Source organism: Microcoleus sp. bin48.metabat.b7b8b9.023, from assembly GCF_013299185.1.
Classification (GTDB): Bacteria; Cyanobacteriota; Cyanobacteriia; order Cyanobacteriales; family Microcoleaceae; genus Microcoleus.
Genome location: NZ_JAAFKG010000029.1, coordinates 71192 through 91375 on the forward strand (window position 1 = coordinate 71192; position 20184 = coordinate 91375).

Annotated in this window: 24 protein-coding genes and 9 tRNA genes; 15 read left to right on the forward strand and 18 right to left on the reverse strand. The window is 45.3% G+C overall.

The window, feature by feature from the left end; genetic code table 11:
* Positions 1-85: 85 nt before the first annotated feature.
* The 3 genes from QZW82_RS17375 to QZW82_RS17385 form a co-directional block, all read right to left on the reverse strand.
* On the reverse strand, positions 86-961 hold the full coding sequence (locus QZW82_RS17375; RefSeq protein WP_293150328.1) for a phycobilisome linker polypeptide: 876 nt from the start codon (positions 959-961) through the stop codon (positions 86-88).
* A gap of 203 nt (positions 962-1164) precedes the next feature.
* On the reverse strand, positions 1165-1767 hold the full coding sequence (locus QZW82_RS17380) for a chromophore lyase CpcT/CpeT (protein WP_293150330.1): 603 nt from the start codon (positions 1765-1767) through the stop codon (positions 1165-1167).
* Positions 1768-2128: 361 nt separating this feature from the next.
* Positions 2129-2662, reverse strand: coding sequence for a phycobiliprotein lyase (locus QZW82_RS17385; RefSeq protein WP_293150332.1), 534 nt, complete (start codon positions 2660-2662; stop codon positions 2129-2131).
* A gap of 284 nt (positions 2663-2946) precedes the next feature.
* Here QZW82_RS17385 and QZW82_RS17390 point away from each other — a divergent pair, with 284 nt between their 5' ends.
* From QZW82_RS17390 to QZW82_RS17435, 10 genes are all read left to right on the forward strand, one after another.
* The gene (locus QZW82_RS17390) at positions 2947-4383 is read left to right on the forward strand and encodes a hypothetical protein (RefSeq protein WP_293150334.1); all 1437 of its coding nucleotides are present in this window, start codon (positions 2947-2949) and stop codon (positions 4381-4383) included.
* A 160-nt stretch (positions 4384-4543) separates the two neighbouring features.
* Positions 4544-4918 (forward strand): hypothetical protein, encoded by a 375-nt coding sequence (locus tag QZW82_RS17395; RefSeq protein ID WP_293150336.1) that lies wholly within the window; start codon positions 4544-4546, stop codon positions 4916-4918.
* Positions 4911-5387, forward strand: a complete 477-nt coding sequence (locus tag QZW82_RS17400; RefSeq protein WP_293150338.1) for a hypothetical protein — start codon at positions 4911-4913, stop codon at positions 5385-5387. The genes QZW82_RS17395 and QZW82_RS17400 overlap by 8 nt, the downstream gene beginning before the upstream one ends.
* Entirely contained in the window at positions 5384-5893 is a 510-nt protein-coding gene (locus QZW82_RS17405) for a hypothetical protein (RefSeq protein ID WP_293150340.1), read from the forward strand. The genes QZW82_RS17400 and QZW82_RS17405 overlap by 4 nt, the downstream gene beginning before the upstream one ends.
* Positions 5894-5976: 83 nt before the next feature.
* On the forward strand, positions 5977-6156 hold the full coding sequence (locus QZW82_RS17410) for a hypothetical protein (RefSeq protein ID WP_293150342.1): 180 nt from the start codon (positions 5977-5979) through the stop codon (positions 6154-6156).
* Complete coding sequence (locus tag QZW82_RS17415; RefSeq protein ID WP_293150344.1) at positions 6147-6761, forward strand: hypothetical protein; 615 nt, start codon at positions 6147-6149, stop codon at positions 6759-6761. The genes QZW82_RS17410 and QZW82_RS17415 overlap by 10 nt, the downstream gene beginning before the upstream one ends.
* Positions 6664-9588, forward strand: coding sequence for a DUF3987 domain-containing protein (locus QZW82_RS17420; protein WP_293150346.1), 2925 nt, complete (start codon positions 6664-6666; stop codon positions 9586-9588). The genes QZW82_RS17415 and QZW82_RS17420 overlap by 98 nt, the downstream gene beginning before the upstream one ends.
* A 14-nt stretch (positions 9589-9602) precedes the next feature.
* The gene (locus QZW82_RS17425; RefSeq protein WP_293150348.1) at positions 9603-10166 is read left to right on the forward strand and encodes a hypothetical protein; all 564 of its coding nucleotides are present in this window, start codon (positions 9603-9605) and stop codon (positions 10164-10166) included.
* A 132-nt stretch (positions 10167-10298) separates the two neighbouring features.
* The gene (locus tag QZW82_RS17430; protein ID WP_293150350.1) at positions 10299-10583 is read left to right on the forward strand and encodes a hypothetical protein; all 285 of its coding nucleotides are present in this window, start codon (positions 10299-10301) and stop codon (positions 10581-10583) included.
* Between the two features lie 38 nt (positions 10584-10621).
* Complete coding sequence (locus QZW82_RS17435; RefSeq protein ID WP_293150352.1) at positions 10622-10900, forward strand: flagellar alpha dynein; 279 nt, start codon at positions 10622-10624, stop codon at positions 10898-10900.
* A 77-nt stretch (positions 10901-10977) separates the two neighbouring features.
* Here QZW82_RS17435 and QZW82_RS17440 read toward each other — a convergent pair.
* Positions 10978-11051, reverse strand: a tRNA-Lys gene (locus QZW82_RS17440).
* Between the two features lie 134 nt (positions 11052-11185).
* Between QZW82_RS17440 and QZW82_RS17445 the strand changes: the two genes are divergently transcribed.
* On the forward strand, positions 11186-11605 hold the full coding sequence (locus QZW82_RS17445) for an element excision factor XisH family protein (protein WP_293150354.1): 420 nt from the start codon (positions 11186-11188) through the stop codon (positions 11603-11605).
* Positions 11593-11937 carry a XisI protein gene (locus tag QZW82_RS17450; protein WP_293150356.1) on the forward strand — a complete coding sequence of 115 codons (345 nt, stop codon included), beginning with the start codon at positions 11593-11595 and terminating at the stop codon, positions 11935-11937. The genes QZW82_RS17445 and QZW82_RS17450 overlap by 13 nt, the downstream gene beginning before the upstream one ends.
* A gap of 119 nt (positions 11938-12056) precedes the next feature.
* Here QZW82_RS17450 and QZW82_RS17455 read toward each other — a convergent pair whose 3' ends face one another.
* The 7 genes from QZW82_RS17455 to QZW82_RS17485 form a co-directional block, all read right to left on the reverse strand.
* Positions 12057-13097, reverse strand: coding sequence for a hypothetical protein (locus QZW82_RS17455; RefSeq protein WP_293150358.1), 1041 nt, complete (start codon positions 13095-13097; stop codon positions 12057-12059).
* A 172-nt stretch (positions 13098-13269) separates the two neighbouring features.
* Complete coding sequence (tuf, locus tag QZW82_RS17460) at positions 13270-14499, reverse strand: elongation factor Tu (RefSeq protein ID WP_293150360.1); 1230 nt, start codon at positions 14497-14499, stop codon at positions 13270-13272.
* 223 nt (positions 14500-14722) lie between these two features.
* A tRNA-OTHER gene (locus tag QZW82_RS17465) sits at positions 14723-14810 on the reverse strand.
* A 260-nt stretch (positions 14811-15070) separates the two neighbouring features.
* Entirely contained in the window at positions 15071-15640 is a 570-nt protein-coding gene (locus QZW82_RS17470; protein ID WP_293150362.1) for a 3'-5' exonuclease, read from the reverse strand.
* 274 nt (positions 15641-15914) lie between these two features.
* Positions 15915-16490 (reverse strand): 3'-5' exonuclease, encoded by a 576-nt coding sequence (locus QZW82_RS17475; RefSeq protein WP_293150364.1) that lies wholly within the window; start codon positions 16488-16490, stop codon positions 15915-15917.
* Between the two features lie 118 nt (positions 16491-16608).
* A complete protein-coding gene (locus tag QZW82_RS17480; RefSeq protein WP_293150366.1) occupies positions 16609-16815 on the reverse strand; it encodes a hypothetical protein in 207 nt (68 codons plus the stop codon).
* A gap of 99 nt (positions 16816-16914) precedes the next feature.
* Positions 16915-17490 (reverse strand): dihydrofolate reductase family protein, encoded by a 576-nt coding sequence (locus tag QZW82_RS17485; RefSeq protein WP_293150368.1) that lies wholly within the window; start codon positions 17488-17490, stop codon positions 16915-16917.
* Positions 17491-17660: 170 nt separating this feature from the next.
* Here QZW82_RS17485 and QZW82_RS17490 point away from each other — a divergent pair, with 170 nt between their 5' ends.
* From QZW82_RS17490 to QZW82_RS17500, 3 genes are all read left to right on the forward strand, one after another.
* Entirely contained in the window at positions 17661-17825 is a 165-nt protein-coding gene (locus QZW82_RS17490; RefSeq protein ID WP_293150370.1) for a ribbon-helix-helix domain-containing protein, read from the forward strand.
* A gap of 79 nt (positions 17826-17904) precedes the next feature.
* Positions 17905-18135: a hypothetical protein gene (locus QZW82_RS17495; RefSeq protein ID WP_293150372.1), complete on the forward strand. Its 231-nt coding sequence runs from the start codon at positions 17905-17907 to the stop codon at positions 18133-18135.
* Positions 18136-18302: 167 nt separating this feature from the next.
* A complete protein-coding gene (locus QZW82_RS17500; RefSeq protein ID WP_293150374.1) occupies positions 18303-18644 on the forward strand; it encodes a hypothetical protein in 342 nt (113 codons plus the stop codon).
* Between the two features lie 395 nt (positions 18645-19039).
* Here the strand turns inward: QZW82_RS17500 and QZW82_RS17505 are convergent.
* The 7 genes from QZW82_RS17505 to QZW82_RS17535 all read right to left on the reverse strand — a co-directional run bounded on the left by QZW82_RS17505 (position 19040) and on the right by QZW82_RS17535 (position 19844).
* Positions 19040-19125 (reverse strand) — tRNA-Ser (locus QZW82_RS17505).
* A gap of 215 nt (positions 19126-19340) precedes the next feature.
* Positions 19341-19423, reverse strand: a tRNA-OTHER gene (locus QZW82_RS17510).
* Between the two features lie 4 nt (positions 19424-19427).
* Positions 19428-19502 (reverse strand) — tRNA-His (locus QZW82_RS17515).
* A 4-nt stretch (positions 19503-19506) separates the two neighbouring features.
* Positions 19507-19601: transfer RNA gene (locus tag QZW82_RS17520), tRNA-Ala, on the reverse strand.
* A 4-nt stretch (positions 19602-19605) separates the two neighbouring features.
* Positions 19606-19682, reverse strand: a tRNA-Ala gene (locus QZW82_RS17525).
* 5 nt (positions 19683-19687) lie between these two features.
* Positions 19688-19764: transfer RNA gene (locus tag QZW82_RS17530), tRNA-Ala, on the reverse strand.
* Positions 19765-19770: 6 nt separating this feature from the next.
* Positions 19771-19844 (reverse strand) — tRNA-Arg (locus tag QZW82_RS17535).
* Positions 19845-20184 lie beyond the last annotated feature (340 nt).

The window sequence follows — 20184 nt, forward strand, 5'->3', positions numbered from 1 at the left end:
TTCAAAACAGGGAATTAAGGATTGAAGAAAAACACGCTCAGGGAGGTAATTCCCCAAGTCGTGAAGCTATAAGTTTAAACGGTTTCTAGTTGACAGCAGTGATGCTGGCAATTACGCCGCCTTGTTTGTGGATGCGTTGATATTCTTGGGAAAGTCTGGAAAACGGCACTACATAAACTTGGTTGCTCTGCCGAATTTTTTGAACCCGATTTTTTGCAGAAGTGCGATAGCCAGTTACTTCGATACGGAAAACCTTACCTTCGTCACCAGAAGCAACGTTGTAAACACTTTTAGCACCGCGCTGTCTATCGGGAAATGACCAACCATCCCCAACTGAACCGCCGGAAGGAGGAATGACTGCTACAGGGGTTTCCTGAATCACGTATTTGTTCAAAACTGGGGATTTTCCAGAAAGACTTCCTTTGAAATCGCTGCTGGAAGGGCCGCGCAAGAGAGCAAACATATGAGTAAACCCAACCATATTTTGTCCTGGTTGGGTTTTGTAGCCTCGGTAGTAGGGAACGATATTTTCGCCGTAGGCGTTTTGGTATTCATCGCTGTCGAGGTAAGAATCAATATCTGCCTCGTAGCCTTGAGTATCTAAGATAGTGCTATGGGCTCTCATTTCTTCTAGGCCATCGGGAGCGCGACCGAGAAGATGTTTGAAATTCAGTTCAATAAACCGATAGCGAGGACAAGTATCGAAAAAGCGAGAACGGTAAGCGTCGGATTTGGCAAGAGCGCGGACAAATTCGCGTACACTCAATGCACCACTTTTGAATTGCGATTCAGGAATTGTTGCCCGTTCGCTTTCCATGACGTAAGCATTACCCAAAACTTGCCGGTAGACGGCACGAATAATGGTTTCTACTTCTTCTTGTGAACGTCCTGGAATCAGTTCTAAACAGGGTGTTTCTTCAAATAAACTGACTCCAAGTCGAGATGCAGGTCCAAAAACCATTTAAAAAATCTCCACTATTGTGTTATGTGAAAATTTACCATAATTGGATGTTATATTAGAAAACTTTACATAATGTAACATTGCAGGCGAGGTTGCTGTTTCACGTACTACAGGAGTTTTTTAGGGTGCAGGAGTCTTTTAGGGTATATAGGTGTGGCTGTAGTATGTGCTGCGATCGCCAGTAAATTCGTCGGTGGTAAAATTTAGATAGGTGGTAGCTCTGCGGCAAAACTTTGGCGCTTTTCAAAGGACAAAGAGCCGAAGTCCGATCCCCAAATCTGTTGGTGAGTGTTTGCGTCCATACCGCGATCGAGACTTTTCCAGGTTGTTTCGGTAATTTCCACGTCGCTGATGAGGTAGGTTGAACAACCTTTTTTTTCGATAAGACACTGGTTGCCTGGTTCTACACTACCACGAAACATTTCTCCTTCTCGTTTGAAAACCATAGAGCAATTGTAGCGCCGTTGAATGCAATCTGGTTTAATTGTTTTGAGAATGCTTAATTCCCGTGCTGCTCCGGCGTACTGTACTGGATCGTTGAGACTATAATTTTCAATATAAATTTGTTCTCCTTGGTCTATTAATTTGTGGACTCCTTGACGGTAGGGAGTCCAGAGGTCATGGTCATAAACCTGCTCGGAGTAAAATCCAATGGCATTAAAAAACTCAAATGGTAAGGGCCGGAAAAATATATGAATATGGGCAAATTGTTGTGGTTTTTCAAAAGATTGTTTGTAGTTGCTGAAATCCCCTGCCATCCACTGAGCTAGAGTGATTAAATCATTATTGGTTTTAACTGAATTCATAAACTTTTTTTTACTTTGTTATATAGCAATTATCAAGTGAGGTACGGATTAGTAATTGGTAATTGGCTGTGAGTACATCACTTGCTTGACAAGCGCTCTACCCTTTATCAAAACTATGGGTACAAAACAATTTTTCTGTTTGTTTCATCATATCGTTTCTGGTTGCATCGGAATGATTTAACCGCAGAGAGCGCAGAGGACACAGAGAGAGAATAGAGAGATTAATACAGGACGATGAAGAGTGGATTTGATATCAACTCTTTAGGTAAGGTGCGTCGCTGCGATATTGTTGATTAAAGTTAGGGATTATTTGTGGCGACGCACCGTACAAATACTGTTGCATAATTTTTGATAATTGGTATTATTTGCCGGAGAGCGATCGAATTTCTGAAGAAAATGATGCGGTGACAACTCCACTTCCTTTACTGGTTTTGATCAGGGAAACGCGAAAGCGCAGGTTGGGATTGGCGAACCAAATTTTTTCTTCGGCGGCGGCGTTATCGTAGCTTGTCACTAGGACAAAGGTGCCATCGTCTGTGATGTGATAGTCAGCGGCGGCGGGAATGGTTTCGGCATATCCTTGGTCTCGCAGTAGTTTACCGCGATTGGGGACTGTTGGATCTGGGATGGGTACGAGGATGCAACTGCCTTTCATTTCAGCGTTCTCATCCCAATCTGACTGGCCTTCCCATGCCATGTGAAAGGGGTTTACTGCTTGGGCTGGGTCGATGTTGTAGGATTTGCAGAGGTCGATTACGGCAGCATCATCGGGTGAGAGTGCAACGATATCAATGACTGACTCGATCGCTTCAAAGTGTCGGAATGTCAAGTGATGGGCGCTGCGCTGCGATCGCCATTGTCCGAGAGAATTGTCAACAAATTGCTGGATGTTCATGAAAAATATTGTACAAGCTCATTGACTCAAATATTCCAGTCAATATTTTAAGATTGACTAGAACACTACAGCTTGCCGGTAATTGCATTCTACTATGTTGTTTGAGGATGGGAGTAGAAGGAATTTAATTAGCGCCTAGCTCCCAATCCACGGTTTTCCGTCGTTCTAGCTCGTTCTTTTGCTAGCTCTGAAGGTATTCCCTTACGCCTGAGCGAAAACTGAGCGACTCGCTGTACAATGGCTGCAACAATCAGACTCAACATTGCTGGGGCATTGAGCAAAAGATGAGCGAAAAATCCAACCCCATCACAGTCAGCACCTCTGCTGACTACCTGATCGGGTACGAGCGAATTTTGGACTACTTCAAGCAAGCACAGAAAGAATGCCCCAAAGGGGTAGGACTAAAAAAGGACAGTAAGGCTAAAGGCTCTTACATCACCCTCCAATTCAAATTAGGTGACAAGCGTGTTAACAAAGCCTGTGGGTGTTACCTGACGATTAATGGTATTGCTGACGCCTTGAAGAAAGCTCATTTAGTTGCTAGCGCCCTAGAATCGCTAAAAACAGAGTCTCAGTTTTTGGTCTGGTACGATGATGTCATTTTGCGAAAAAATATAATCAAGAATGACTTGATGACGTTCGGCGAGGCTATTGCACAAATAGAGAAAGAATACTGGGATGGACGGACTAAACGCCGCCAACAGCGAGATAGAGCTAATGCCAGCCATCAGTGTACTTGGGGTGCGGTTTACGGTCATTACTACAAACTATTGCCACGGGAAAAGGTTGTAAATTTGACAGATATTCTGTCCGCAATTAACAGCAAGAAACAAGGCACTAAATGTTTTAAGAACTGCCTGTGTGCAATGAAAAAGCTAGCAGAGGTCATTAATAACAGTGATTTACTTAGTCGCCTTAAAGAGATTGATGGCATACAAACTGAGTTTAGAGAAGACCTTCAAACTTTGTCTGTTGATGACTTTTTGAATCTTCGGGACGAAGTTTTAAACATCCCTTCCAATGACAAGCGATACCGCCCAGAACAGCGACGCTGCTGGTTGTGGGTGTTTTCGATGCAGCTAGTGTATGGATTCCGAGTGCATGAAGTTTTTGCAGTTCAGAATATTGATAAACCGTTTAAAACAAAAGATGGTATCATTATTCCACCTCTGACTGAGGCGAATAACACAAAAATGATTGCTGTCGTAGGAGAGCGGACGAATCTAAATACCACCACTAAAACAGGCTACCGATTGTGCGTGCCAATGCTTCCCCCTACTCATTTTGATTTGATTGAACGGTTAGAAATCAAGTCAGGAGAATTACCTAAGATTCGGTTGATATCCAGCAATCCAAAGACAATCGCTGGGGTTTACTGCAAGAGAGGACACGACATTTTAGTGAGATGGAGTAAGAGCTTGAGTCAAACCCATGCTTTGCGTCATTTGGCGAACCTCAACGGTCAAATGGCAGGGATGTCTCAAGAGACAAGGGCTAAGAGTTTGGGGCATTCAATGCAGATGAATGAAGGCACTTATAAGAAACGAGCCAATACTCAAACAACGATTGATTTGTTAACTCAGTCCACGGCAGAAGCTATTCCGTTGGGTAGCGCTATTGGGGTACTCAAACAGCTAGGATGTGATGCGAAAAATATCAAGTTGCTAGCAGCTATTTATGGGATTACGCCTGACGAAGTGATGGAACTGCTCGCCGAATAATTATTCACAAAACTTTACAGTCCCTGCGTTGACAGATGGCTGTGAAACTGCGATCGTATGTAACTAAGGAAGATTGACGCGCGACTGACTAGCGTACCACCGCTAACCAAGTCACGACTTCCCCAAACCGTTATACAACAACGTTTGGAGCTTAAAAATTATGACACTTTCAGCCGGTTGCCGTGAAAAGCAGCCGCATCTCTTAATACAACCTGACACCCGTAAGCTTGCTTTAGGGTGCTTGGGTTTAGCTAGCTACGTTCAGACACCGATAATTCCTGACAACTTGCCGAAACCCGAGTTTGTTTTCGGCGACAAAGTATCTGACAACTGGGTTGACGAGTTCGGCGAGAACCGCACTGAGTTCGGTGAGGTGCTTGGTATTTGCTGGTACCCCCGCCAAAAAACTTGGGCTTATTTGATTGAGTGGACGGGTGGAGCGATGGAGTTTGAACCTGAATCGCACCCTTGTTACCCCTGTTTTGACGGGAATTTAGTTGTCGGCGGTGATTTGAGGCTTGCCAGCCATGACTAAATCCCCCAATCACTACCGCCGCATTGACAAATTAAAGGCGATCGCTTTTGAGAACGGTTTTACCAACGAAGATGCCAAGCAGTTCGGAAAACTTTCCAAAACTGCCACCTGGGAAGCGCTGCTAGAACTGTACTTCATTGACGGTGAATCGCTTGAAACAGTGAATGTAGACACTGTAGACACAGTGCTAGATGTTGTAGACAAAACACCTGAATTGCTTGACACAGCGTATGTAGACAGTGTAGACAGCATTGACTGGACTAACGACGGTTCTTTCCCTGTCTGCAACTTTACCCGCCAAAATTCCACCAGCTTTCTAGACTGGGTTGACTTCGGGCAACTCATCGCACTTCTACTCGCATCGGCGGGGGTGTTTGTAATGGCCATGTCCATGTGGCGGCAAATCAACCCGTTGAATTTATTTCCCTCCCCAGTCCGCATCAACATTCAAATAGGGACGAAATTATGAGCTTGCAACTGCGACTGTTCGGTGGCGGTAAGTCCGCTGCATCAACTGATTTAGCCCAAGCTGACGGTCACGCCATAGACAAATCAAAAGTTTTGGCCGCTACCGCCTCGGGCGTCATCACTCCTAACAATCCTGGTAATTTCAATTCCATCCGCACTGCTCCCATCGTCCCTAACCCTGCTTACTGCGATCGCGATACGGCTGACAAACTGAAGGAATTAGCCAAAGAGAAAACCGAGGACGCGCGTCACACCAAGCGTGCCTACAAGGCTCTGAGTCAGATTGAAGAAGCCGATGCCACAGTTCACAAAGCGCACCGCAAGTACGAGGGTGCGGTAGCCGAGAACGAACTCAAAAAAGTGCGATCTAACGCCGGCTTAGCCAAAAAGCTGCACGCACTCCGACCAGGCTACGCCCGCCTCGGACTGGGTATAGACAAAGCCGACAGCGACGCCCGCACTCGGATTGATGCCATCAGAGCCAAACTCACGGCAGGTACAAACTAATGAGAGCGATGTATCTGGCAAACTACTTCGTCGCCGGGTGCATCGCTTTCTCCCTTCTGGGGTGGATAGCGAGCTTGCATCCAATGGCGAGAAAAATTGTGTTGTGCTTGTTAGCAGGGGTAGCGCTGGTGTGGGCAATGTGCTGGCTGCTGGACTTCTCTGTCAGTCAGTGGCTCAGAATTTCAGTTCCCCAACTGCAAGCACTTTTAGTTAGCGGCTTGGCAATGTTGCTGATAGGAATGGGTGTATTTCTATGCAGCTAAAAATGTACGCTTTGTGCGGTAGCGCCGTTGCGCTGTGGCTGGCACCGCTGGTAGTTCTGAACGATAAAGTAAGCTGGCACAAGGCAGTCCAGGGCTTGAGTTTGGGTACGGCAATTGCTTGCGCTGTAGGAGCGGGCAACTTAGCCAAAAAGCTTGCCGATGAAGCTGAAATCGAAGCTATGAAAGTGCGAGCTATCAAGGCTGATGTTGAGGACGAAATCTCAACCGAGGTTTACGTCAGCCAGCAGCAGCGACAGCAGGAAGCAGAAGCAATCCTGAACCCCGTGGAACATCTAGAACGCGCTTTAGCACTGACTTCTGGTGATAGTGACGGTTCAGAACTGGAACGTTCAAACCAACTAGCTGAACCTGGTGTAGAACGTTCCCAGAACGGCGATGTGGAACTCGCAGAACGCATCATGCAACTGCCGGCGCGCGGCTACGGCAAGGCAAAAATCATTCTTGAGATTTGGGGAGTCAATAAGGGTGGCTCTCAAAAATACAAGGATGCTGAGGCTGAGTACGAACCCCACAGGGTCAAATTCTGCATCCCAAAATTCTGGCTTAATTCGCGCCTCCAAAGCCAGCCCCTGCCCCCACTGTAGTAAGCCTGACTGGTGCTACTCCATAGGCGAACTTTCAGTCTGCAACCGCGACCAACCGCCCGCTACCGGTTGGGAAGCTACGTCAAAGGCGGATAAGGAGGGCAAACTCTACTACGCTCCAATCCAAGAGAAAAAAGCAATCCGTCCCCGTCAGACCCGCCACTGGGAGTATCCCGATCGCAATGGCTCCCCGCTAGTACGCGTTGTGCGGTTTGATGACGGGAAAGGCGGCAAGAAGGGTAACGGTGATGCTGACTGGACTCAGCAAAGTTGGGGCAAGTGCAAGAGTTCCCGACAAATTGGCTGGGTAGGAGGCACTGAGGGAGTAGAGCGTGAAAACATCCCGATTTACCGCTACGCCGAAGTCCAAAAGGCGATCGCCAATAACGAGCTCATTTTCATCGTCGAGGGCGAATCTTGCGCCGATATCCTGTGGGATTTAGGCTTGGCCGCTACCTGCAACATCGGTGGCTCTGGTAAATGGCGAAGCTCTGACACAAGTGATTTACAAGCTGCGAAGGTTGTGATTGTTCCCGATCGCGACGAACCGGGTATCAAGCACGCCCAACTGCTGCATCAGGAATTCCCCGATGCCCTCTGGCTTTATCCCTACCCAAACTCTAAAGCTTGGGAAAACCTACCCAAAAGCAAAGGGCTGGACGTAGCCGACTGGATTCAGCAGCACAAGATAACAGCAGAGGACATCAGAGCAGCGATCGGCGAAAAGAAAGTTTTTGAAGTTTCCCCGCAGGCAGCAGCAAAAGTTACCCACCCCCAACAGTTCCAACTCCCTGACATTTCAGAGCTAGGGACAGAAATTGAGCGACTGCTAGAGTCCGATTTAAAGAAATCACAGCTACAACTAAAAATCTTCGAGCTAGCTCAAAAGTACCGAATCAACTCTGCTGATGCCTGGAAAATCTACCGTGACCGCGAGCAAGAGTTAGAGCAAGAAGCCAACCAGGAAGACACAAGAATTGGGGTTGAGCAACTGCTTGCCTCCAAGTCTGCCAGCGTCAAACTATCCGAAATTTTCCCCGAGTCTCTGGCAAGCCCGATCGAAGAAGTAGCGCGACGCATGAACCTGAAGCCCGAATGCTACGCACTAGCGCTGATTTCTGGTATCTCACGATTCCTAAAAAACGGCAGCAGCACAATGCTCGTGGATGAGTGGAACAGGTATCGCTGTCGGACTTTCGGCTATTTTGGAGCGCTCATCGCCGAATCTTCCCAGATGAAAACCCCAGTAATGAACGCCATGATTACAGACCCGCTGGCAGCGATGCGGGAAAGAAATCAGCAAAAGTTCGAGGCTCAGGAAAAAGTCTACGAACAGGAATTTGAGCAATGGAAGAACAGTAAAGACGAGAACAAGGGCCCCGCACCTGACAAGCCTGTAAAAATAATCCCCTACATCACAAAAGCCACATGGGAAGGGATAGCAGGCATGGTAGGACGCAATCCCAGTCAAGGAATACTTTGGCTCTCTGACGAACTCGCAGGATTTTTTAAATCAGCAAACCAATACCGTGGTGGCAGAGGAAGCGACAACGAGGACTTGCTGGAATCTTGGAGTGGCAACGGTGCCGCAGTAGCTCGCGCGGGTGGGATTCCGGTTGATGTTGGGGCGGTATCTCTGTCTATTTACGGCAACATCCAGCCCAAAGTCTTAGCACCTTTTTTAGGAGATGGCAGCGATGACAATGGAACGTTTGCGCGATTTGATTTTGTACAGCAGCCCCTGGCATTAACTCAAATAACCTTAGGGCTCCCCAAGATTGACATCAACCCAATGATGCAAGCACTCTACGAAAAAGTGGACGCTCTTCCATTAATGGAGTTTGAGCTAGATGAGGGAGCTAGAAAGCTATTTGTGGATTATTACAACCACTGTCATCGGCTAAGGTTCAACCATCCAAGTCAGGGGATGCGGGCAATGATTGGTAAAGCGGCCGAGAAGGTTGGACGCGTCGCGACCATCTTGCACTGCATCCACGCCTCTCACTTGGGGCTTGAAGTTTCACACAAGATTCCCGCCGAGCACGTCTCAGCGGCTATCAAATGGGTTGAGTACACGACACAGCAAGCACTTAGCCTAAACACCGAGGTTTGCAGCACCGATGCCCTCGCTCCAAACCTGGTAAAGATTCTTTCGCTGGCAGAACGCAAGGGAGGGACTGTTTCAACACGAGATGTCTTACTCAGTTTTAACCCAAAATACCGCCCCACCTCGCAACAAATCCGAGAGTGGTTTGGGGAATTGACAGTCATGAAGTATGGACAAGCTACACAAAAAGGAAGTAGTTTTCTGTTTTCTCTTTCTAAAACGTCCACAGTGTCCACAGTAGCCCAAACTCCTTACGTAGTCGATGTTCTAGCCGTGGACTCCAACGTTCACACCACGTCCACAACGTCCACACCTAGCAAACAAAAAACCCCAATTTCAGAGATAAGTGTGGACAACTGTGTACGTGGCGTGGACACTAACGTCCACACCCTTAAGTCTAGTGTAGGTATAGTTTCTATTCATAGTGTGGACGGTGTGGACACTTTTACACATTCCCCTGAAACTTCTCAACCCTCAATGATGAGCTGTACTACAGAAATCGCTGAGTCGGCGACCGCCCCCAGGAAGCCCAGAACTTTTAAGGTAGGCGAGCGAGTTGTGGTTAAGGATGTTGGCGGCGCCTATCAAGGTGTACGAGGTGAGGTTGCGGACAATATTTACTGTCTTGCTGCTGGTGACACCTACCTGGTCAGGTTTGATAAACCTGTCAGGGGTATTCAGCAGGTCGAGTTTGAACCTTCCGACTTGATGAAGCTGTAACCCCATAGCTGTAAATGACTAGAATTTTGAAAATTGGCGGGTACTTGGAAAGGCAAAAAGGAGTCAAAACGATGGTGAGCAGCAAAGAATATCCCGTGGGTAGTAAAGAAAATCCCGAGAGGGGTTACGTCGAAAAAGCGATGGAAGCACTATATGACGACAAGACATACATCGCTGTTGGTAAAAAGCTTTATCGATTCACCGGGACTTATCACGAGTGGCAAAACATATTTGTAGAACAGAGGCGGATAGCAGAATGGCTGAGTACATACGCTGAGGAGGTACGACCAGGTAAATTTGTTTACAAGTACGCAACATCAGCTTGTGTTAGACAGGTCTGGAGGATGGTTTTAACGCTCTTTCGTCACTCTCGTCATATAAAAACCTGGAACTTTTACACCGAGAGACTTTCCCCTTTTGAGCTTGAGGTATGGGTTCCTATCAGTTTGCGATCGCCAGATTGCCCATTGAGTATAAGTTTCATCAGTTGGCTGCAATTTTTATTTTTCTGGAGTGACAAAAGAGCGTTAATTGCTTACGCTGAGACTCCCGACAAATTAATTCTCAAACCCAGTTAGCCGATAACTAGCGACCCAACCCCATCCCCCTTAACTGGGGGATTTTTGTGTCTACAATTTTTGTCTACACTATGTTGACAACGTAGACAGCAGTCTGTTATTGTAGACGAATAACGTATACAGGTGTCTACAATGAGTCAAAGTCAAGTCGTATCCTTCAGAGCCTCCGGTCACTTCCTGAACTGGATAGAAGCTCAAAGACTAGATGGTGAGTCGGTTAGCCAAGCCGCGCAACGCATTCTCAAGGAAATCTCGGGCACGTCTACAGTGTCTACACCGCCGTCTACGCGAAACAATGATAGCGTCGCGTCTACAAATACTGTAGACATTGTAGACAAAACTGTAAGTTCAAGTCTTGACACCGTGATTGAGCGGATGACGGCTGTTGAGGAACGGCTGGGAAAATTGAGTGCCTGAGCGACGGCAACGATGAATCGCTCAGGCAGGAATTGAAAGTGGCTAACAAGCAGCTTGCGGAATGGGACAAAGAACTCAATCAGTTACACGAGCGCAATGGTGACTTGGGTTTAGAGGTTCAGAATTTAAAGGAAGAACTTGCGACCGTGACGAGCGATCGCCCTGAAAGTAAAAAATCTGTTCCGACCGTCGCAGAATTTCCAGAGCCGGCCGACTTGCTCAATCAGTTGAAAGCGCGGCGCAAAAAATCAGGGGCAAGCTTGGCAGACATGGAAGCAGTTTTGGAAATACTCAGCTACTTGGAAGAGCAGGATTGAGCGAGGAGTGAGCGGAAACTAGAACTTTTAGTGGTCTAACAAAGCTGAAACTCTTGATTGATAAACATTAAAGGGGATGGGAGTAGAAGGACTTGAACCTTCGACCTTGAGATTAAGAGTCACCTGCTCTAACCAACTGAGCTATACTCCCGAATCTAGACTATAACACAACTAATCTGAAATATCAACTATTTTTGTAAATATTTGTGGCGATCGCGCGATCGCGAGTTTTCTGTAAGGGCGATCGACAAGAGCCAAGAACCCGTAAGCTACAATAGAAATACTATGCCTGCTAGAGACACTTATCACCAAACTGTTAAAAATGCCCTCATCAAAGATGGCTGGACAATAACCCATGACCCGCTGCGAATTCGTCTAGCTCGCGGCAGAAATTTGTTCGTCGATTTAGGAGCAGAGAGAATGCTTGCAGCCGAGCGCGGGACTGAAAAAATAGCAGTTGAGATTAAAAGTTTTATCGGTGCTTCAGACATGAAGGATCTCGAACAAGCGGCGGGTCAGTTTGTGCTTTACGAAGGCTTGCTGAAACGCTACTATCCCGAACACTTGCTATTTCTTGCAGTTACCGCAAACATCAAACACAGGGTTTTTGAGGAAGAAGCAGGTCAAAGTTTAATTGAAGATGGTATAATTCGTTTAGTTACTTTCGATCCAGTAGAGGAGGCGATAGAGCAATGGATTCGCTAAAGCTTCAATATCGCGATATCGTGGAAAAACTTCTCCAAGAATATATCGATTTTCTTGGTAATGACGACTTAACGGAGGTCAAATTAGTATTAGATGAAAAGCGCGATCGCTACTTGTTAGTCGAAACAGGCTGGCAAAACGGTTATCGCATCTACGGGAATTTGATCCACATTGAAATTATCGATAACAAGCTTTGGATAGAGCATGACGGCACAGAAGATGGCGTTGCTTACGAGTTGATGGTGGCGGGAATTCCCGAAGCAGATATTGTTTTGGCTTTCAAATTGCCGGAATTGCAAAAAGATCGATCGGCGGCGATTTCGCGATCGTGAGCGATCCACCTTAATCGACCCAAAAGTTTCTCAACTGGCACCAGAATATCGGAAAATGCCAGTGGTATAATGATTCCGGATTCGAGCTTTTAAATTGTTATATAGCATCAAAAACTGACCTATTTCCCTTGAATCCAGCCTTTAATGATAGCTTTACCAACGTTGACATAGGGGTTGGCTAAAAACTCTTCGATCGCGGTTTCGCCACCTGCTTTTAAGGCTGCGATTGCCCGTTTTTTAATATCTGGATTTGTTGCATCGTTGACATAAGCAATTTTTTCATCTTTGGTAGCAGTGGGATTGTCTATATCCAACTGCTTGAGGAGTTTTTGGATTTCGGCAGCAGCTTCAGCAAGAGTCACCTTTTGCTCAGATTGTACAAAAGTATTGTTATGAGAGCTAGCGTATTTACCAGCAGCTCCAGCCTGACCAATGTTGTATATATCCCCTTGGTTAACCATAATTGCTTCTATTATTTTAGATACGACTGTAAAACATATTAGCACAAAAACTATTGCTGTGAAATACTTCCATTCTTTTTTGATAAAAATTATTATAGAAAAATATGGATTTACTTTAACACTAACTTGAATTGTGTTTGCTTCAAAACGCTTTGGTGGCAATTTTTCGTAGTCAGGAACATGAAGTATACAAGAGACAACAAAATCCAGTTTTTGCATTCCTGCTTCTCTTGGGGTTACATCCCATTGCCAGCTACTGAAAGATTTATCTTCTATTACTTGCTCTTCTCCATTTCCTTTGAGTTTTATAGCAAAATTTTCACCTGTTAACATAACACTCATTATAGAACTGACATATTGAAGTTTAATCTCTTCAATATTTTGGAAATTTAGTCCCTTATTTATAGCCTTTCTAAACTTTGATAAATATTTATAATTGGCAATACGGGCAGTACAAGTTTCAGGTATACCTACAGTCATTTCTTTGGAACACGAATATACAAATAATCCTTTGGGAAGGCTTTCAAAAATCTTGGAAATTTCTGATTGTGCAGATGGCGATAGGCTAGGTGGCAAATTTACTTTAGAGAAATCTATGTGTCTCGATTCTGGAATAACTAGAACAGCAGCGATAAGAGCAACAACAGTAACAATATAGCCCCACAGAGCGAAGTTAAACTTTTTACTAGGTTGACTCATGATAATAGGTGTACGATTTTCCTTGTACCTACGCTCTAGAGTATAGCATTATTCAATTGTTTTTTGCTGAGTAAGAAGTATTTGTGACAACTCTGCCAGTATTTTGAGAATTAAATCAATCAGTAGGGCGAGCAAAAGCCCGCCTACCGATTTTAGCCGATCGCCCTTGTGCCTACTTCAGAATTCGGGAGACGACACCGGCACCGACAGTGCGATCGCCCTCGCGAATGGCAAAACGCATATTTTGTTCGATCGCAATTGGCTGCAACAACTGCACTGTCATCCTCACCCGATCCCCCGGCATTACCATTTCCATGGTACTTCCATCATCGGCCGCAAAAGAGGCGATCGCACCGGTAACATCTGTTGTCCGCACGTAAAACTGAGGGCGATATCCAGCAAAGAAAGGAGTTCGGCGGCCGCCTTCTTTTTCTGACAGCACGTAAACCTCTGATTCAAACAAAGTATGAGGCTTAATTGAACCGGGTTTGACAATCACCATTCCCCGCTCAATTTCGTGCTTTTGGATGCCGCGCAGCAACAAGCCGGCATTATCGCCAGCAATGGCAGAATCAAGAATTTGCTGGAACATTTCGATGCTGACAACTTTGGCGGTGCGAGTGTTTTGGATTCCCACCAATTCCACAATATCGCCGGCCTTGATTTGACCGCGTTCGATTTTTCCTGTCGCGACTGTTCCCTGGCCTTTGATGGAAAAAACATCTTCCACAGCCATCAGGAAAGGCTTGTCAATATCGCGATCGGGTGTCGAAATGTAGGAGTCGATCGCATCCATCAAATCGTAAATACCGTCAACCCAATCGTCGTCGCCGCGCTGAATCTTGGGATTAGCAGTCATCTTTTCTAGCGCTTTGAGTGCCGAACCAGCAATTATTGGAATATCATCGCCCGGGAAACCGTAAGAACTCAGAAGTTCGCGAATTTCTAATTCTACTAACTCCACAATTTCTGCATCGTCCACCATGTCTTTCTTATTCAAAAAGACAACCAGCTTGGGCACTCCAACTTGCCGCGCTAACAAGATATGTTCGCGAGTTTGAGGCATCGAACCATCTGTTGCAGCCACAACTAGAATCGCACCATCCATTTGAGCGGCACCCACAATCATGTTTTTCACGTAATCAGCGTGACCCGGACAATCAACGTGTGCGTAATGGCGATCGCCCGTTTCATACTCAACGTGAGCCGTATTAATTGTGATTCCCCGCTGCTTTTCTTCAGGTGCAGCATCGATTTCGTCGTACTTTTTAGCCTTGGCTCGTCCTAGTGCAGCTAGCGTCATCGTAATCGCAGCTGTTAGGGTTGTTTTGCCATGGTCAACGTGACCGATTGTACCGACATTGACGTGGGGTTTAGTCCGTTCAAATTTGGTGCGTGACATTACATTTTATTTTCCTTTTAGGGTGAACAAGCAATGACTTAAATTTGAGTATTGAGATTAGACCTCTTGCAAAAGTCCTTTTAATCAAATTTTGGGACGATGCTCAGAGCAACGTCCCACAAGAAAGAAAAAAGATTTTTGCGGGATAGGCTTTGAGTATCGTCCTAACTATTTTTGCAAGAAGTCTATTGAATAAAAATCCCAAAAACTTAATTTAAATCAAACGGAAAATGGAGGAGTCGAACCTCTACAGCTTATTGCTGCACTCTGGTTTTCCAAACCAGTTGCCGTCCGCACAGCAGCACTTTCCAGGGTTTTGGCAACCGCAGATTAGGGCGGATTAACGCTTCGGAACGCAGATAGAATTCGCCAGCAGGACTTTCTACGTTTTTGCAACCGCAGATTAGGGCGGATTAACGCTTCGGAACGCAGAGATAGCCTTTCTCAAAAAGATGAGGTATAACTGACAGCTTACATAACCATTAAACTAAGAGGGCTCGCATCCCAACAACGTCCGCGAATCTTTCTAATAACCGCTATAGAATATGTAATTTTTGAGAAGTATGAAAATTTACTTCAGCTTTTTTTGTCCTAGAATATAGGCTAACAATTTAGCGATGTTTCTAGCATCGTCAATGCCTCGGTGATGGGTTCCTTCTAGGGGTAAAGCCGCAAGTTCTAAGGCTGTTTCCATGCCGTATCGTTTTGGCAAGCCTTGGGTTTCTGAAAACATTTTTTTGAGGTTGATGTGAGGATAAGCAATGGGAGAAGGAATTTGATGAAAGTTGCTATCCTTGTTGAATTGTTGGCGATCGTACTCTCCCCAGGAACCAAATACACCGTTTGGGTAGCCAGACAGCCAGTTTTTTAGCATAGCGCTTGCTTCGGGGTAGGTTGGAGCCCGATCGACTTCCGTTTGGGCGATGGACGTTAGCGACGTGCAGAATTCGGTGAGAATGGGATAACGCACGGGTTTGACGAATGTTTGAAATTCATCGACGATGGTTAGGGTTGTGGGCTCTACCATCACGGCGCCGATCTCGATAATTTCCATCTGATTTCGGGCGATCGATCCTTTGTCACAGCAGGTTGCTTCCAAATCTAGCACTAGATAATAGTCGAATTGTTTTAGATTCTTCATAAGTTTTACCTAAATATTTTTTATTTTTAACGGCATATAAAAGCAAATAAATACAAATATTTTTGCTTTGATTAACTTTGGTTTTTTGCAATTATAGCCTTTATCAAAAAGATGAGGTATGACTGATAGCTTATATGACCACTGAATTAAGAGGGCTTAAGCCCAACAACGTACCTGACTTGTTTGAGAAAGGCTATATCTGCGTTAATTTGTGTTTATCTGCTTTGTATCTCCGATTGAATTATCAATCGCCAGATTGTGAAATTAAAAAATGTTACTTCTTAACTAAGCTTTTTTTGCCTAAAATATAAGGCAACAATCTAGCGATATTTTTGGCATCATCAATTCCTCGGTAAGGAGTTCCTTTCAGCCGGAATCTCGCAAGTTTTAAAGCTTGTGCCATACCGTATCGTTTTGGCAAACCTTGCGTTTTTGTAAATATTTTTTTGAGATTGACGTGAGGATAAGCAATGGGAAACGGGACTTGATGCAAATTGCTATCCTTTTTAAATTGTTTGCGATCGAACTCGCCCCAGGAACCAAATACGCCATTTGAGTAGCCAGAAAGCCAGTTTTCCAGCAGGGCACTAGCTTCGGGGTATGTTGGGGCGCCATCGATTTCGGTTTGGGCGATCGATGTTAAGGACGTGCAGAATTCAGTTAAGATCGGATTGCGAATGGGTTTGACAAAGGTTTGAAATTCATCAACGATTTTTAGCTTTTTGGAATCTACCATCACTGCTCCTATCTCGATGATTTCCATCTGATTTCGTGGGATAGTTCCTCGATCGCAGCAGGTTGCTGCCAGATCGATGACTAAGTAATAGTTAAACTGTTTTAAATCGATCATAACTTGAACCTAAAATTTTGCCTTCGTCGTGCTTCACTCGATAATACAGCAACATGAAGCTGTTGCTGTAGATTGAGATTACCACAATTTGAGATTATAACAATTTTACATGGTACTGTTATTCTTGAAAACCAGCAGGTGTTTCATCAAAATCATCCGCAACGTGAGTAAAAATTCCTTTGCCGCAGCCAAATTGACGAGGTTTTAGGACAGCACTCTTTTCGGGTGACTTTTCTTTTAGTTTTTGGATTTCGTTTAAAAGTTGAAGATCCTTTAATAGCAAAATCCATTGAATCAATTCTAACTTGAGAACTTGAATGCTCATGGCTTCTATGTTTAATGATTAGCAAATCTAGACTTATTATAAACCAATTTATTCCTGGATGTACGACCTGATTCTATTCGTTCCGATCGCCCAAACACCTCATTTCTGCAATCGATAGTGCAGCAGCATGAAACCGTTACTGTAGATTTTGCGATCGACCAATTCCAGATTAGTAGGTGCGATCGCCCTTGCAAACACAGGAATGCCCGCCCCAATGACTACCGGATTCAACTTGAGAATCATCTCGTCAATCTCTGAAACCACCGTTGCTGCTAACTTACCGCCACCGCACAGCCAGATATCTTTACCTGTTTCCTGCTTCAATTCCTGAACCAATTCAACAGCATTGTCCGACACCAGTGCAACATTCCCATCTGGGCTGGCTGGCATACTGCGCGAAAAGACATACTGTTTCAAGCTGGGATAAGGATTAGTCAAACCGACATTTAGCCCGACTTCATAGGTTTTGCGCCCCATCAAAACAGCATCAAATTGCTTGTTTCCTGAAAAATTAATTCCCACCGCTTCGTGAAGGTGCGCCGGAATGGTTTCGGGAAAGCGATCGAACAAATCGGCGAAATGCTCTCCTGCCATCGGAAAACAATCAAAGGAGCCATCTTCGCGAGCAATAAACCCGTCAACGGTGGAAGCGACGTAATATATGAGTTTTCTCATGTTTAAAATTGTTTGTTAAGAAGTTTTGGGAATCACCAAGGCTGAAACCATGGTAGCAGTAGTGCTTTTCAACTGTGCGATCGCCCGTATGGCTAGAGGCAATTGGAGGAAATGGCGATCGATACTCCGAAAGAAGATAAGCTGATGTCAACTAAATATGACTGCTTGCAATGGCTGACAAAGAAGAGACGGCTGTGATTAAAGTCACAGTTCCCAAGAGTTTGCACGAAAAACTGAGAAAAATCTCCCAGCAGACTGGAGTTCCTATGTCCACTCTGCTAGTCATGGCGGCCGTCAAGGAATACAACCTCGTGGACGAACAAGAGTCTAAGTAACTATAAATGTACTTGTAGTACCCTTTAAAGGTACTATATGGTATACTTCAGGGAAATAGTCAACTCTGGAGGCGTACTTGTGACTCAACATGAACTCGAAGCCCTTGTCGATGAACTCGGCTTAGTGGCTGTCGTTAGCCTGCTGGCAACAATCTGCCACAACAAAGCCCGACAAACCTTGTCCCTCAAAGGACAAGGGGCCAGTCCTTATACCGCTTGGAACAGCAATGGCTTTTTGTTGAAGCAGTTGATGACCCGACTGCGGCCAACGTGCAGCTATGACCCGGATCTAGACCCGCACGGTAACTGAGGTTCAACCAGTGCAAGTGCTTGACACTCCCCGCCCCATAACTGCGGGGATTCTTTTTTATTAAAAACTTCATATCCTGTAAGCTTTCGGACAAGTCCTGATTTACACTCAAGTGCTAAAATTTTGAATGTGTATTTTAGTTGACTAATGTAAATTACTAAGAAGCCATGTTCTCATTAAAAATAGACTTTGGTCAAACGCTACTTGCCCAAACTTCGTTTTGCCCTCATCCCAATTTGATACGAATTATTGCATCGATTTGTTTGCTATTATTTTTAGGTTTTATCCTTTTTACGATGAGCGGTTTAATTATCGCAACGATCGGAGCCACAAGTGTTCCAGTGGTCGGAGGATTTTTCTTGTTCAAAATAATTGCTAGTCTTGCTGTTAGTCTTGGTTTGATTGGGCAAATTCCACTAATTCTCACAAATGTGACGATATTAGGGGTTTTAACGGTAATTTCTGGAGCTGTAATATGGGGGATCAAATTTATTACAGGATGTGGGTAATCTTTAGGTTAACAGCCGAGTATGTATGCTTTGAGAGTCAGGGCACGGGTTGAAATTCCTCGGTTTTGAACCAAGAATGGAGAGGACGGGACTCGAACCCGCATCGATCGACGGCAACTTTCAGGAAACGCGCTTCCTTACTGCCCGCAAGCAGACGGGAACTGCCCCCATCTCGGACTGTTAATTCCTTTCAGTGCATCTGCAACCCGCTGCTAGTTTGTGTTTTCAGGGAACGTCGCGAAGCAACTTTTTACCCTACTCAACAAACGCGATCGTCCTTTTGAGAGCCGCTTTGCCTAGTTTTTGCGGTGCCATTCCAAATTAGGCGACCTCCCCACAATTTCTATGGCTACAGGATAGCAAATCTATTTGCCAATTCCCAGAATATTTCAATAAGGAAGATGAAGGAATCGAACCCTTACAGGTGTTACCTGTACCCTTGTTTTCAAGACAAGTTGCTGACCATTTAGCGGCATCTTCCATGATGCAAAATATCCATGATTCCTATGGCTCAAACATAGGAAATCCACCAGGGAGGTACTGCCCCTCCTATCGCCGCGTTATCAGCACGGAGTCTCGCTTTTCGACTTCTGGTGGTGACATCAAATCCTTGCCAAATCGCACCGCATCGGTAAGAACACAGCAGTGCTTTGCCCCTACAATACATCGGTATAATTAACTAGATTTGATATTAAAAGGAAGATGAAGGAATCGAACCTTTACAGTTGCCTGTACCCTGGTTTTCGAGACCAGTTGCCAACTGTTTAGCGGCATCTTCCAAGGGGTATCCGACGGGACTTGAACCCGCTAATAACTAGCTTCACAGGCTAGCGTCTCGACCGCTTCGACTTCAGATACCGCATGGAATCAAGGAGAATCGTAGGCGAAGCCTTCCCGAAGGGTACTCCTAACCTCTTGCGTGCAAGGCAAGCGCTCTACCAATTGAGCTATGACCCCTTTTTGGTGGATACTGGTCGGACTCGAACCGACATTTTCCTAGTTGCGAACTAAGCGCTTTTCCGATTAAGCTACAGACCCAAAGTTGGTGGATTGCGATCGGATTTGAACCGATATCTTTCTAGCGGCCAGCTAGATGCTTTTCCAGTTAAGCTACGAACCCATTTAACAGGAGCGGTAGGACTCGAACCTACAACATTCGAGGTAGAAGCTCGACACTCTATCCAGTTGAGTTACACTCCCGTATTGTTTGTTAATAAGGCTGGCGTGCGGGTGGCCAGAAACCGGGTTTTTTGCGAAAATACTTCGCTGTAGTTCGCAGATTGTATGAAAAACCCGGTTTCTTTGATTTATGGGCAATCTTTAATTAACATCATGTTCATTCAATTAATTGGGATTTGTCGTTGGGTGGGGGCGGGTTTATGAGATTGTTAGTTGTAGGCAGTTATTGTTGGCGAACCCGCCCCTTGTATCTTAAAAGAGTGAGTCAGTCGATCGCCACGTCATTGATTCAATCATACGAACAATCAGGCGATCGAGCCGACAAGCAGGCGATCGAGCTGACAAGCAGGCGATCGAGCTG